The sequence below is a fragment of the Bradyrhizobium sp. IC4060 genome (assembly GCF_020193715.1).
GTDB lineage: Bacteria > Pseudomonadota > Alphaproteobacteria > Rhizobiales > Xanthobacteraceae > Bradyrhizobium > Bradyrhizobium yuanmingense.
On record NZ_JADYVJ010000002.1, the window covers coordinates 419,850 to 432,628 of the forward strand.

Annotated in this window: 12 protein-coding genes; 7 read left to right on the plus strand and 5 right to left on the minus strand. The window is 65.4% G+C overall.

Translation table 11 applies throughout. From position 1 onward, the window contains the following. Positions 1–12: 12 nt before the first annotated feature. Together I6F16_RS08840 and I6F16_RS08845 are read right to left on the minus strand one after the other, a co-directional pair. Entirely contained in the window at positions 13–1,281 is a 1,269-nt protein-coding gene (locus I6F16_RS08840; protein WP_225173605.1) for a serine hydrolase domain-containing protein, read from the minus strand. Positions 1,282–1,403: 122 nt separating this feature from the next. Continuing rightward, positions 1,404–2,252 carry an SDR family oxidoreductase gene (locus tag I6F16_RS08845; protein WP_225173606.1) on the minus strand — a complete coding sequence of 283 codons (849 nt, stop codon included), beginning with the start codon at positions 2,250–2,252 and terminating at the stop codon, positions 1,404–1,406. 145 nt (positions 2,253–2,397) lie between these two features. Between I6F16_RS08845 and I6F16_RS08850 the strand changes: the two genes are divergently transcribed. Further along, the gene (locus tag I6F16_RS08850; RefSeq protein WP_225173607.1) at positions 2,398–3,153 is read left to right on the plus strand and encodes an HAD family hydrolase; all 756 of its coding nucleotides are present in this window, start codon (positions 2,398–2,400) and stop codon (positions 3,151–3,153) included. Between the two features lie 24 nt (positions 3,154–3,177). Here the strand turns inward: I6F16_RS08850 and I6F16_RS08855 are convergent, their stop codons facing one another. Then, a complete protein-coding gene (locus tag I6F16_RS08855; RefSeq protein WP_036007097.1) occupies positions 3,178–3,585 on the minus strand; it encodes a nuclear transport factor 2 family protein in 408 nt (135 codons plus the stop codon). Positions 3,586–3,680: 95 nt separating this feature from the next. After that, a complete protein-coding gene (locus tag I6F16_RS08860) occupies positions 3,681–5,165 on the minus strand; it encodes a mannitol dehydrogenase family protein (RefSeq protein ID WP_225173608.1) in 1,485 nt (494 codons plus the stop codon). Positions 5,166–5,309: 144 nt separating this feature from the next. On the opposite strand from I6F16_RS08860, the gene I6F16_RS08865 reads away from it, so the two are divergent. The 6 genes from I6F16_RS08865 (at position 5,310) to uxuA (ending at position 11,581) form a co-directional block, all read left to right on the plus strand. Next, positions 5,310–6,122: a FadR/GntR family transcriptional regulator gene (locus tag I6F16_RS08865; protein ID WP_036007117.1), complete on the plus strand. Its 813-nt coding sequence runs from the start codon at positions 5,310–5,312 to the stop codon at positions 6,120–6,122. 70 nt (positions 6,123–6,192) lie between these two features. After that, a complete protein-coding gene (locus I6F16_RS08870; RefSeq protein WP_036007140.1) occupies positions 6,193–7,170 on the plus strand; it encodes a sialic acid TRAP transporter substrate-binding protein SiaP in 978 nt (325 codons plus the stop codon). 112 nt (positions 7,171–7,282) lie between these two features. Beyond that, positions 7,283–7,861, plus strand: coding sequence for a TRAP transporter small permease (locus tag I6F16_RS08875; protein ID WP_036007120.1), 579 nt, complete (start codon positions 7,283–7,285; stop codon positions 7,859–7,861). 4 nt (positions 7,862–7,865) lie between these two features. Beyond that, positions 7,866–9,272: a TRAP transporter large permease gene (locus tag I6F16_RS08880; RefSeq protein ID WP_109144799.1), complete on the plus strand. Its 1,407-nt coding sequence runs from the start codon at positions 7,866–7,868 to the stop codon at positions 9,270–9,272. Further along, positions 9,269–10,318 (plus strand): L-idonate 5-dehydrogenase, encoded by a 1,050-nt coding sequence (locus tag I6F16_RS08885; protein WP_225173609.1) that lies wholly within the window; start codon positions 9,269–9,271, stop codon positions 10,316–10,318. Before I6F16_RS08880 ends, I6F16_RS08885 begins: the two co-directional genes overlap by 4 nt. Before the next feature lie 72 nt (positions 10,319–10,390). Beyond that, complete coding sequence (uxuA, locus tag I6F16_RS08890) at positions 10,391–11,581, plus strand: mannonate dehydratase (RefSeq protein WP_225173610.1); 1,191 nt, start codon at positions 10,391–10,393, stop codon at positions 11,579–11,581. Between the two features lie 249 nt (positions 11,582–11,830). On the opposite strand, the gene I6F16_RS08895 is transcribed toward uxuA, so the two are convergent. After that, entirely contained in the window at positions 11,831–12,769 is a 939-nt protein-coding gene (locus I6F16_RS08895; protein ID WP_225173611.1) for a LysR family transcriptional regulator, read from the minus strand. Between the last annotated feature and the right edge of the window lie 10 nt (positions 12,770–12,779).

The window sequence follows — 12,779 nt, forward strand, 5'->3', positions numbered from 1 at the left end:
CATGTGACGGTCTCACCTCGTCATCGCGCCGTAGACGATGTCCTGGACCTGCTCGCGATAATACTTCCTGAGCTCACCCGGTGCCGCCGTTCCCACCACGACGACGAGACGCTCCTTGGGATCGCAGAAGAACTGCGTCCCGTAGGCTCCGTTCCAGGTGAACTCGCCCGGATTGCCGGGGACCGACGACAATCCTTCGCTGGTCCGGACCGCCACCGAAAGGCCGAAGCCGAAGCCGCCGCGATGCGGCTCGACATTGGCGACGTTGTTCTTGATCTCGGGGCCGAGATGGTTCGCCGTCATGTGACGGACGGTCTTCGGACCGAGAATGCGCTGCCCGTCGAGCTCGCCGCCGTTGAGCAACATCTGTCCGAAGCGGATGTAGTCGCCGACCGTCGCGAAGGAGCAGGCGCCGCCGCAGTCGAACTTGGTTGGAGTGTCCAGGAGCTTGATGGCCTGCGGCTTGCCCGTCAGCGGATCGTTCGGGAAGGGGCGGGCGAGGCGCGGGCGCTGCGCCTCGGTCGGATGGAAAGTCGCATCCTTCATGCCGAGCGGCTGCCAGACATTGGCAGCGAGATAGTCGCCAAGCTTCTGCTCGCTCACCTTCTCGACGACAGCGCCGAGCACATCGATCGAAAAGCCGTATTCGAACGCGGTCGAGGGCTGCTGCGCCAGCGGCAGCTTGGTGATGCGATCGATGAAAGCCTGGGTGTCGCCTTCGATCGCCGGCGCAATGCCATCGGGATATTGCCGCGCCACCGGGCTCGATGAGTCGGGGCGGCCGCCATATATCAGCCCCGACGTATGCCGGTAGAGATCGTGGATGAAGATCGGCGAGGCCTGCGGTTCGAGCTTGAGTGATCCATCCGCCTGAGGCACGCCGACCTTCATGTCGGCGAAGCCCGGGTAGTATTCGGACAGCTTGGCCTGGAGCGGCAGCCGTCCCTGCTCCATCAGCGTCAGGCCGGCGACCGCTGCCATCGGCTTGGTCATCGAGGCCTGCGCGAAGATCGCATCGAGCGGCATCGGCGTACCCTTGGCCGGATCGAGCAGGCCATAGGCCTTGTAGTGGACGAGCTTGCCGTCGCGCGCGATGGCGATCACTGCGCCGGGAACGCGCTTGGCCGCGATCTCGCGCGCGAAGAAATTATCGAGGCGTGCAAGGCCTTGCTTCGAAAATCCGACATCGTCGGGATTGGCTTCGGGCAGCGGCGCAGCGCGCGCGGCGCCGAGCGTGACGACAGCAATCGTTGCCGCGATCATGGCGATCGTCTTATTCATTGCATTCTCCCAAGACGCGAACTCGTTGTGCGGTGGCTCGCTCGATGCCTAGATCATGACCGCACAGGGACGAAGTCAAGCGTGGGGGCGGCATGTCTGGGACGCATCGGAGCGCAGGAACCCTAACGTCCTTCGCCTGCGCGCCAGAGAGCGTCGAGGCCGTGCCGATAGGTGGGGCAGGCCAGCGTGACGCCGAGCTCGCGCTTCAGTTTCTCGTTGGAGACGCGGGCGCTGCCGGCATAGAAGCTGCGCGCCATCGCCGACATTTCGGCGGTGGCGAACGCTTCTTCCGGCGGCGGCGCCACGCCCATCAGCTGCGCGGCATAGCCGATCACGTCCTGCGGCGGCGCCGGCTCGTCGTCGCAGACGTTCCAAACGCCGCCGCCCTGGTGATGAATAGCGGCCATGATCGCGCTCGCGATGTCATCGACGTGGATGCGGTTGAACACCTGCCCCGGCTTGATGATGCGCCTCGCCGTTCCCGCGCGCAGTGTCGCCAGCGCGTTGCGGCCGGGACCGTAGATGCCCGCAAGCCGCAGGATCGCGGCATCGCCGCCCGCCGCATCGGTCCAGGCCTGCTCCGTGGCGATCCGCATGCGCGTGCGGTCGAGGATGGCCTGCGGCGGCGTGCTCTCGTCGACCCAGCTGCCTGCGTGATCGCCGTACACCCCGATGGTGGAGAGATAGATGGCCTTGCGTTTCCGCCCTGTCAGCACGTCCGCGAAGGCTGCGAGCGCGGGATCGCCGCCGCTGCCGGGCGGAATCGACACCAGGAGGACGTCGGCGTCGCGAACCCGTTCAACCGTCTCGGGCGACGGAAGGCTGCCGGAAAACGGATGCACCTCGATCCCGGCGAGGTCATTCCGCTGCGCGGGATCGCGCACGGTGCCGGCGACATGCGAGAAGCTGCGGCCGTGCTTGCGGACGAAATGCCGGGCGCTGTAGCCGAGGCCGAGGATGAAGAGCCGCATGCGTCTCCCGTGCAGGTCGAAAGTTCCCGTTCGCGCCGTCGCGCACCGTTCGCTCATAAGAGATTTTTGGGTCCGGCAAAAGATATTGCGATTTTACTCGTCTGTCGCTTCGGGCGATGTTCGCTTGGGACAGGAGGCATCGATCATGCAGGCCGAAGCGTTGGTTCAGGCGCCAGCAGACGCCGCCGAACTGATCCGGCGCGCGGCCGCGCTGATCTTCGACGTCGACGGCACCCTGGCCGAAACCGAGGAGCTGCATCGGCAGGCCTTCAATCTCGCCTTCGCCCGCCTCGGTCTCGACTGGCAGTGGGACCGCGCCGTCTACAAGGACCTGTTGCGGGTGACGGGCGGCAAGGAACGCATGCGCGCCCACCACAAGAGGCTGGTGACCGCTCCGCCACTGTCGGACATGGAGATCGAAGAGCTCCACCGCATCAAGACCAAGCATTATGCCGAATTGGTCGAGACCGGCTGCTGTCCCTTGCGGCCGGGCGTGACGGATTTGCTCACGGCCGCGAAGGCGAGGGGCCAGCGGCTTGCGATTGCGACCACCACATCGCACGGCAATATCGATGCGCTGCTGTCGCGGGCGCTCGGCAAACGCTGGGCTGCGGATTTCGATGCGATCGTCGCCGGCGATGATGTCAGGCACAAGAAGCCGGCGCCGGATGTCTATCTCGAGATCCTGGCGCGGCTGAACCTCGAGGCATCCGATTGCGTTGCGATTGAGGATTCCGCCAACGGTCTGATCGCGGCCTCGCGCGCCGGCATCCCGGTTCTGATCACCCGCAGCATGTTCTTCGGCGACGACGACTTCACCGGGGCGCACATCGTGCTCGACGATCTGTCGGAACTTTCCGACCGCCGGACAAAAGCTGAAAAACAACCCCATGCACAGTAGATCACGCTCGCGTGATCGCCGTGCTCAATGGACGCGGTGACTGGCTCTATCGTCCTCGGCTTGCTCGACAATCTGCGCGATCGGGCTGGACTGATGGTGCACCAGGCGCCAGTCGTCGCCGACGCGGCGAAAATGGTTGGCCGCAGCCAACGCGGTACCGTCGACGATCTCGATGCAGAGCACGCGGGCGCTGTCGCCGTCGACGATGGCCTGCGGCTCGGCGCAGACGATCTGCGGCCGCTGCGGGTTTTGCAGGATGTCGCGCCAGCTTCCGATCACGGTGGCGCGGCCGATGATGGCCGGCCAGCCGGGATGGATGCAGGAGATGCCGTCGTCATCCGCCCACATCCGTTCCATGCCGGCGAAGTCGCCGGTCGAGAATGCCGCGTAAAAGGCCGCGTTGGCGGCGATGACCTTGGTGTCGTTTCCCATCGCTCTCGGGTGGGGCAAGGACAGGCAAAAATCAAGCGCGACTTTCCGTCGACTTTGGCCGCAGTGCAGCATTCAGGATGCTGCCCGCGTCGTGGTCACGCCGAGACGTGCGTCTCCACGGCCCGCCGCGCGCCGTCGGCATAGAGGCGGCCGAGCGCCGCGGTGACAGCCTCGCGCAGGCGCGGCTCGGCGCCGAGCGGCCCGAACACCTTCGCCACCCCGAGCAGTGCCGGCGCGAGGCGCTCGGCAACGGGTCCTGCCTCGCGCGCCAGCGCGGCGAACTCGGCGGCGAATGGATCGCGCACGTCGATCGGCCGTCCCTGCTCGTCGACGCCGCTGACGTAGCGGATCCAGCCGGCCACCGCCAGCGCATGCGTTGCGATGGGCAGGCCTCTGGCAAGGCGATCCTGCATCGCGCCGAGCAGCCGCTGCGGCAGCTTTTGCGAGCCGTCCATGGCAATCTGCCAAGTGCGATGGTGCAGCGCCGGATTGGCGAAGCGCTTGAGCAGCGAGGCGCGATAGGCGGCGAGATCCGTGCCTGATGGCATGGTCAGCGTCACCGCGGCCTCTTCCATCACCTGCGCGGCGAGGCGCGCAAAATGCGGATCCTGCATCGTGTCGGCGATGGTCTCGTAGCCGGAGAGATAGCCGAGATAGGCCAGCGCGGAATGGCTGGCGTTGAGCAGCCGCAGCTTCATCAGCTCGAACGGCTTGACGTCGCCGACGAGCTCGACACCCGCTGCGGCAAGGTCCGGCCGGCCCGCGGTGAAGCGGTCCTCGACCACCCATTGCGTGAACGGCTCGGTCATGACAGGCCAGGCGTCGCGCATGCCCAGCGCGGATGCGACCGCATCGCAGTCGGCATCCGTCGTCTCCGGCACGATGCGGTCGACCATAGTCGAGGGGAACGCAACCGTGTCGGCGATCCACTTGCCGAGTTCCCTAGAACGCAGCGCGGCGAACTGCGTGACGATCCGCTGCACGGTGTGGCCGTTGGCGGCGAGGTTGTCGCAGCACAGCACGGTGAAGGGCGAAAGACCCTGCGCCCGCCGGCGTGCCAGCGCGGCGACGATGAAGCCCGGCGCCGAGCGCGGCGCGTCGAAATTATTGAGGTCGTGCACGACATCAGGATGCCGCTCGTCGAGATCGCCGGTCTGCGGCGTGTGGCAATAGCCTTTCTCCGTCACCGTGAGCGAGACGATGCGGATGGCGGGATCGGCCATCCGCTCCACCAGGGCTGCCGGCTTCTCGCGCGCGACGACGCTGTCGAGCAGGGCGCCGATGACCCGGTGCTCGGTACCTACGGCGGCACGCACAGCGACTGTGTAGAGATGGTCCTGCGGAGCGAGGGCGTCGCGCGTCTCCGGGCTGCGCAGGCTCGCGCCGACGATGCCCCAGGACATGCTGCCGCTAGCAAGGCAATCGTCGATGACCACGGCCTGATGGGCACGATGAAACGCCCCGAGGCCGAGATGCACGATGCCGGGCGTGACGCGCGATCGGTCATAGGCCGGATAGCGGATGGCAGGTGCCAGCCGGTCGAGATTGGCGTGACCAAGGCGCATCGAGCTCTGGCGCATGGACGTCTCCCCTTTGCTTTGCCGCTGCTTGACATGGCGTCCGTATCAGGTCAATGCTCCGGTCAATTGGTAAGACCAATTTTCCAAAATTGGCGGGCCGCGGGCGCCGGAGGCGCCGCGCGAGACCCTTTCGGGAGGACCAGCGTGCCGCTGGAAGCTGTGGAGGCGAGACGGCTCTATCGCCAGGTCGCCGATCAATTGCGAAGCCTGATCGACAGCGGCGAGTACGCGGTCGGCAGCCGCTTGCCGACCGAGCGCGACCTCGCCGAACAGCTCAAGGTGTCGAGACCGACGGTGCGCGAAGCCTTGATTGCGCTCGAGGTCGAAGGGCGCCTGCGCATCCGCGTCGGGTCCGGCATCTATGTGATCGAGCCCGCCGCCGTGGCCGCGCCGACAGCTACTGCCGTCATCGAAGGCCCGTTCGAACTCTTGCGCGCCCGCGAATTCCTGGAGAGCGCCATCGCCGAACAGGCCGCGCGCGTGGCGACCAAAGATGACATCGACCGCATCGACGCCGCGCTCGTCGCGATGGAGAATGTCGACCATCCTGGCGAAGCCTCGATGGTTCATGACCGCGCCTTCCATATCGCCGTGGCAGGATGTCTCGGCAATGCCGTGCTGGTACGGGTTGTCGGCGAGTTGTTCGACCAGCGCCTCAATCCCTATTTCGCGCAGCTAGCGCATTATTTCGAGAATCCCACCACGTGGCGAACCGCGCTCGATGAGCACCGGGCCGTGCGCGACGCCATCGCTGCGCGCCGGCCGCTGACAGCCCATGACGCCATGCGCGATCACCTCGCGCATTCGCAGGAGCGCTTTGCACAGAATTTTGGTGCCGAGACATCAGCAGGGGCGCCGGCTGCACGGAGGCGGGCGGCGCCGTCCGGGGTTCAGCCGGCGAAATCAAAACGACCATCGAAGAAACAGGCCAAGAGCGGCAGCTCGCGGCGGCGATGAGATTGGGCGGCCCGCATCCATGCCGGGGCGGGCGAACAAGAAGCAGACTTGAACGATGGAGGAAAAGTCGATGTTAAAGAAGATGACGATTGCAGCAGCGATTTCCGCCGCCACGCTGTTGGCGGCGACCAGCGCCAGCATGGCGCAGACCAAGCTCAAATGGGCCCATGTTTACGAGCCCTCGGAGCCGTTCCACACGGCGTCGGTCTGGGCCGCGCAGGAGATCAATAAGCGCACCAACGGGCGCTACCAGATCGAGGTCTATCCGGCCTCGCAGCTCGGCAAGGAGACCGACATCAACCAGGGCCTCTCGCTCGGTTCGGTCGACATCATCATCTCCGGATCGAGCTTCGCGGCCAAGAGCTTCGCGCCGATCGGCGTGACCTATTATCCCTACACCTTCCGCGATGCCGATCATCTGCTCGCCTACACCAAGAGCGACATCTTCAAGGAGCTCGCCAAGGGCTATGAGGACAAGAGCGGCCACCACATCGTCGCGGTGACCTATTACGGCGTGCGCCAGACCTCGTCCAACAAGCCGATCAAGACCTGCGCGGACATGAAGGGCCTGAAGATCCGCGTGCCCGACGTTCCGGCCTATCTGGCGATGCCGCGCGCCTGCGGCGCCAACACCGCGCCGATCGCGTTCGCCGAGGTCTATCTCGCGCTCCAGAACGGCACCGTGGAGGCGCAGGAAAATCCGCTGACAACGATCGAGGCCAAGAAGTTCTACGAGGTGCAGAAGCACATCGTGCTGACCGGCCACATCGTCGACCATCTCAACACGGTGATCGCCGGCGCGCTGTGGAAGAAGCTCAGCGACGAGGACAAGAAGATCTTCACCGACGTGGCGCAGGAGGCGGCTGCCAAGGCCACCGGAGAGATCAAGCAGAACGAGGCCAAGCTGGTCGCCTTCTTCAAGGACAAGGGCCTGACCGTGACCGAGGTCGACAAGAACGAGTTCCGCGACACCGTGCTGAAGAACGTCGCGTTCGAGACGTTCGGCTACCGCAAGGCGGATTGGGAAAAGATCCAGGCGGTGAAGTGACGACGTAGCCGTCATCCCGGGGCGGTCCGCAGACCGAGCCCGGGATCTCGAGGTTCCGGGTCTGGTGCTAACGCACCATCCCGGAACGACGTAGCGAGTTTGAGGAGCCCCCATGTCCACCGCCGAAATCCACCGGCAGATCACCGCGGACGAGATCGCGCACACCTTCGAGGAGGAGGCGACGCCGAAGGTCGATCTCGGCGTCTACGCCTTCGAGGACTGGGTGGCGCTCGCGATTTTCTGGGTGATGGCGCTCGCCGTCTTCCTGCAGTTTTTCACCCGTTACGTGCTCAACGACAGCTACGCCTGGACCGAAGAGATCGCGACCTATTGCCTGATCGGGGTGGTCTTCATCGGTTCGTCGATGTGCGTACGGCTGTCGCGGCATATCCAGGTCGACCTCGTCTATCGCTACCTGCCGCATGCCGTAGGGCGCGTGCTGTCGACCGCGATCGACCTGATCCGGATCGCCTTCTTCGGCTACGCCATCAAGCTGGTCTGGGTCTACATCAGGATCATCGGCGACGAGCAGATGACCACCATCAATCTTCCCAAGGACTATGTCTATTACGCCGTGCTGCTCGGGTTCGTGCTGATGTTCGCACGCTCTGTGCAGGTGGCAATCCAGAACTGGCGGCAGGGTTACTCGGTCCTCGAACGTCCCGGTGCCTACGACGGATCGGAAGGATAAAACCATGCTGCTGTTGCTCGGAGGCTTTCTCGTTCTCATGCTGCTCGGCGTTCCCGTGGCGATCGCCATGGCGGTGTCGTCGCTGCTCTATATCCTGGTCAGCGGCGTGACGCCCGACGTCACGCTGGCGCAGCGCATGATCGCCGGCGTCGAGAGCTTCCCGCTGCTCGCCGTGCCGTTCTTCATCCTGGCCGGCAATCTCATGAACATCGCCGGCGTCACCGGGCGCATCTACAAATTCGCGGTTGCGCTGGTGGGGTGGATGCGCGGCGGCCTCGGCCACGTCAACATCATCGGCTCGGTGATCTTCTCCGGTATGTCGGGCACCGCGATTGCGGATGCCGCCGGCCTCGGCACCATCGAGATCAAGGCGATGAAGGACCACGGTTACTCCACCGAGTTCTCGGTCGGCGTCACCGCGGCCTCGGCAACGCTCGGGCCGATCATTCCGCCGTCGCTGCCGTTCGTGATCTACGGCATGATGGCGAACGTCTCGATCGGCGCGCTGTTCCTGGGCGGCGTCATTCCCGGCGTCGTCCTGACGCTGTTCATGATGGTGACCGTCACCTATTTCGCGCACAAGAACAAATGGGGCAGCGACACGCCGTTCTCTTGGCCGCAGCTCGGCTCGGCCGGGCTCGAGATATTGATCGTGCTGTCGTTCCCGATGGCGATCTGGCTGATGGTCCTCGCCGGCCTCTCGGTCAACATGGCCGTCGTCATCGGCCTCGGCACGCTGCTCCTGATCGACTGGTATTTCGACTTCTCGGCGGTGATGGCGTTGATGGCGCCGGTGATCCTGATCGGCGGCATGACGCTGGGCTGGTTCACGCCGACGGAAGCCGCCGTCGCCGCGGTGATCTGGTCGCTGTTCCTCGGCCTCGTCCGCTACCGCACCATGACGTTCCAGACCGTCGCCAAGGCGACCTTCGATACCATCGAGACCACGGCCTCGGTGCTGTTCATCGTCACGGCGGCGTCGATCTTCGCCTGGCTGCTGACGGTGTCGCAGGCGGCGCAGATGCTCTCGGACTGGATGCTCAGCATCACCCAGAACAAATGGGTGTTCCTGGCGCTCGCCAACGTGCTGATCCTGTTTGTCGGCTGCTTCATCGACACCACGGCGGCAATCACCATTTTGGTGCCGATCCTGCTCCCGATCGTGCTCAAGCTCGGCATCGACCCCATTCATTTCGGCCTGATCATGACGCTGAACCTGATGATCGGCCTGTTGCATCCGCCGCTCGGCATGGTGCTGTTCGTGCTCGCCCGCGTGGCAAAGCTCTCCGTCGAGCGCACGACGGTGGCGATCCTGCCCTGGCTGGTTCCGCTGCTGCTGGCGCTGATCGCGATCACCTTCATTCCCGAACTGACCCTCTGGCTGCCAAAATACATGGGACTCTCCAAATGACCTCGACCGCTCTCGCCGCGACCCTGTTCGGCCCCGAAGACCTGCGCATGATCGAGCATCCGCTCGACAGGCTCGCTGACGGCATGGTGCGCATCCGCTTCGGCGCCGGCGGCATCTGCGGCTCGGACATGCACTATTTTCGTCATGCCCGCACCGGAGACTTCGTGGTGAAGTCGCCGCTGGTGCTGGGACACGAGATCTCGGGCGAGGTCGTGGAGATCTCCGGTGCCGCTGCGAACCTGAAGGTCGGCGACCGCGTCGCCGTCAACCCCTCGCGCTGGTGCGGCCATTGCGTCGCCTGCCGCGAGGGCCGGCCGAACCTGTGCGAGAACATCTATTTCATGGGCTCGGCTTCGAAGACGCCGCACATGCAGGGCGGCTTCGCCAACTACTTCGATGCGATCCCTGCGCAGTGCGTGAAGATTCCCGATCACGTGTCCTACCAGGCGGCCGCGCTGGCCGAGCCGCTCGCGGTGTGCCTGCACGCGGTGGCGCGCGCCGGCAAGATCGAGGGCAAGCGCGGCATCATCTTTGGTGCCGGCCCGATCGGGCTTCTGACCATGCTCGCGGCGCACCGCGCCGGCATGGCCGACATCACCGTGGCCGACATCGCTCCGGCGCCGCTGGCCTTTGCGACCAAGCTCGGCGCCTCCCATGTCGAGAATGTCTCGGCCGGCGAGGAAGGGCTGAAGGCGCAGGCCGCGTTGCGCCCCTATGACGTCGCATTCGAGGTCTCGGGCACGGCTGCCGGCCTTGCCAGTGCGATCGGCATCGTCAGGCGCGGCGGCGTCGTGGTGCAGATCGGCAACCTGCCGGGCGGCCAGATCCCGACGCCGTCGAATGCGGTGATGGCCAAGGAGATCGACCTGCGCGGCTCGTTCCGCTTCGGCTTCGAGTTCATGAATGCGGTGGAACTGATCGGCAACGGCAGCGTCGATGTGCTGTCGCTGGTCACCGCCGAGCGGCCGCTCTCGACCGCGCCCGACGCGCTGCGGCTGGCGCTCGACCGTTCGCAGAGCGTCAAGGTCGTGCTGACCGCGAACTGACTTTTGTTTTGACGCGTTTTCTTCACGCGAACCGGTACCCACTTCGCTCGAAAACGCTTTGGGAGGCAGCACATGATGCTGGAGGGATGGCGCTGGTACGGGCCGGATGATCCGGTCTCGCTCGATGATGTCAGGCAGGCCGGGGCGAGCCAGATCGTCTCGGCGCTGCATCAGGTGCCGATCGGAGAGGCCTGGACGCGCAAGGCGGTCGAGGAGCGCAAGAACTTCATCGAGAACGGCCAGCCCGGCCGCTCGCAGCTGACCTGGTCGGTGGTGGAATCGATTCCGATCCCTGACGACGTCAAGCGCCTCGGCGGAAAAGCGACCAAGTCGATCGAGGCGTGGATCGCGAGCCTGGAGGCGGTCGCCGCGTCCGGCATCAAGATCATCTGCTATAACTTCATGCCCGTGGTGGACTGGTGCCGCACCGATCTGGAATGGGAGCTGCCGAACGGCGCCCGTGCCATGCGCTTCGACCAGGACCGCTTTGCGGCATTCGAGCTGCACATCCTGAAGCGCCCGGCGGCTGCTCAAGAGTATACCCCCGAGCAGCAGGCGCGCGCGAAAAACCTGTTCGAGCAGATGAGCCAGGCGGATATCGACTATCTCGTCATGGTCATTGCCAGCGCGCTGCCGGGCTCGACCACCGAGCCGATGACGATCCCGCAATTCCGCGATCGGCTGGACACCTATCGCGACATCACGCCAAAGATATTGCGGCAGCATCTCGCGGAATTCCTCGCGCGCGTGACGCCGGTGGCCGAGCAGCTCGGTCTCTCCTTGACGCTGCATCCGGACGATCCGCCGCGGCCGCTGTTCGGCCTGCCGCGCATTGCTTCCAGCGCCGACGATTATCAGGCGCTGTTCGATGCCGTGCCGTCCAAGGCCAACGGCATCTGCTTCTGCACCGGCTCGCTCGGCGTGCGCGCGGAGAACAATCTCCCTGATATGGCCGAGCGCTTCGGCCCGCGCATCGCGTTCGCCCATCTGCGCGCGACCAAGCGCGAGGCGGACGTCCTGTCGTTCTACGAGTCCGACCATCTCGACGGTGACGTCGACATGATCGCGGTGCTCAAGGCGCTGTTGAAGGAGAACGCGCGGCGCGCACCGGACAAGAGAATCGTGTTCCGTCCCGATCACGGCCACCGCATGCTCGACGATCTCGCCGCCACCAAGCGCACCAATCCCGGCTACACCGCGATCGGCCGCCTGCGCGGCCTCGCGGAATTGCGCGGCGCGATCAGGGCGATCGAGCATCGGTGAGGGATGGTGCGCCTCTCCCCGCTTGCGGCAGAGCTATCGCATCTGGGAGTTTTCCCTGCGGCCATCCTTCGAGACGCCCGCTTTGGGCGGGCTCCTCAGGATGAGGGCCGAGTGCGCGGTAACAGTTTCAACGAGCACTGATGCTGATTAGCCTCATCCTGAGGAGGCGCGTCAGCGCCGTCTCGAAGGACGAGGCGTGCGCGCAGGCGGCCGCCACAAGTCATCTGCGATAGACGGGGAGAGGGCGCCTCAATAGCACGCATCCATGGCGCCGAGCTTCGGATAGAGCCGGTCGATCGCGGCGATCTCGCTTTTCATCTGCGCGATGATCCAGTCGCGGATCTCGGCGGCGATCGGGCGCATCGGGCGGTTGCGCGGCGGCAGGAATTCGCAGATGCGGCGCGTGGTGGTGAGCCGGTCGGAGGCCGGCACCAGCGCGCCGGTGAGCAGCCAGTGCGAGGCGACCGTCAGCCAGCCGAGCGCGATGCCCTGGCCGAGCAGCGCGGCCTGCACCACCACGGCATAATCCGTGAAGCTCAGCGCCTTGGCCGCGCCGCGGCGGCCGGTGAGGAGCGAAGTGTAATCCGCAGCCCAGTCGCCCGGTGTCTCGGCGAGGCGAATGATGGTGTTGCCCTCGGCGGGATCGGTCTCGCCGAGATAGGTAGGGCTGCACATCGGCAGCATCACTTCCTTCATCACCAGCGTGCCGCCGGAGGGCGGCTCGTCGCGGTCACGGAAGCGCATGCCGAGATCGACATTCTCCACCGGTCCGCGCAGCGCGCCGGAGATCAGCTGGAAACGCAGATCGACCTGCGGAAACTGTTTCTGCAGCTTGTCGATGCGCGGCATTAGCCAGTGCGTGGTGAAGGCGGAGGAGACCGACAGCGTCACCGTCTCGGTGCCCTTGCGGCGCCGCTCGATCTCGACGAGCCCGCTCTCGATGCTGCGGAAGCCTTCGAGCACGCGGCGATAGAGCAGCTCGCCTTCTTCGGTGAGCACCGCGCGGCCCGCCTTGCGATCGAACAGGCGAACGCCGAGATGCTCCTCGAACTGGCCGAGCATCCGGCTCACCGCCGGCTGCGTGACGTTCAGCTCGGCGGCCGCAGCCGTGAAGCTGCCATTGCGCGCCGCCGCGTCGAAGACGAACAGGGCGTTGCTGGACGGCAGCATGCGACGGAGCTCTGGCATAACGTCATGT

What these genes read in the sequence shown, in the direction of transcription:
- I6F16_RS08840 (WP_225173605.1), bottom strand. Translation starts at nt 1,281, where the DNA reads ATGAATAAGACGATCGCCATGATCGCGGCAACGATTGCTGTCGTCACG.
- I6F16_RS08845 (WP_225173606.1), bottom strand. Translation starts at nt 2,252, where the DNA reads ATGCGGCTCTTCATCCTCGGCCTCGGCTACAGCGCCCGGCATTTCGTC.
- I6F16_RS08850 (WP_225173607.1), top strand. Translation starts at nt 2,398, where the DNA reads ATGCAGGCCGAAGCGTTGGTTCAGGCGCCAGCAGACGCCGCCGAACTG.
- I6F16_RS08855 (WP_036007097.1), bottom strand. Translation starts at nt 3,585, where the DNA reads ATGGGAAACGACACCAAGGTCATCGCCGCCAACGCGGCCTTTTACGCG.
- I6F16_RS08860 (WP_225173608.1), bottom strand. Translation starts at nt 5,165, where the DNA reads ATGCGCCAGAGCTCGATGCGCCTTGGTCACGCCAATCTCGACCGGCTG.
- I6F16_RS08870 (WP_036007140.1), top strand. Translation starts at nt 6,193, where the DNA reads ATGTTAAAGAAGATGACGATTGCAGCAGCGATTTCCGCCGCCACGCTG.
- I6F16_RS08875 (WP_036007120.1), top strand. Translation starts at nt 7,283, where the DNA reads ATGTCCACCGCCGAAATCCACCGGCAGATCACCGCGGACGAGATCGCG.
- I6F16_RS08880 (WP_109144799.1), top strand. Translation starts at nt 7,866, where the DNA reads ATGCTGCTGTTGCTCGGAGGCTTTCTCGTTCTCATGCTGCTCGGCGTT.
- I6F16_RS08885 (WP_225173609.1), top strand. Translation starts at nt 9,269, where the DNA reads ATGACCTCGACCGCTCTCGCCGCGACCCTGTTCGGCCCCGAAGACCTG.
- uxuA (WP_225173610.1), top strand. Translation starts at nt 10,391, where the DNA reads ATGATGCTGGAGGGATGGCGCTGGTACGGGCCGGATGATCCGGTCTCG.
- I6F16_RS08895 (WP_225173611.1), bottom strand. Translation starts at nt 12,769, where the DNA reads ATGCCAGAGCTCCGTCGCATGCTGCCGTCCAGCAACGCCCTGTTCGTC.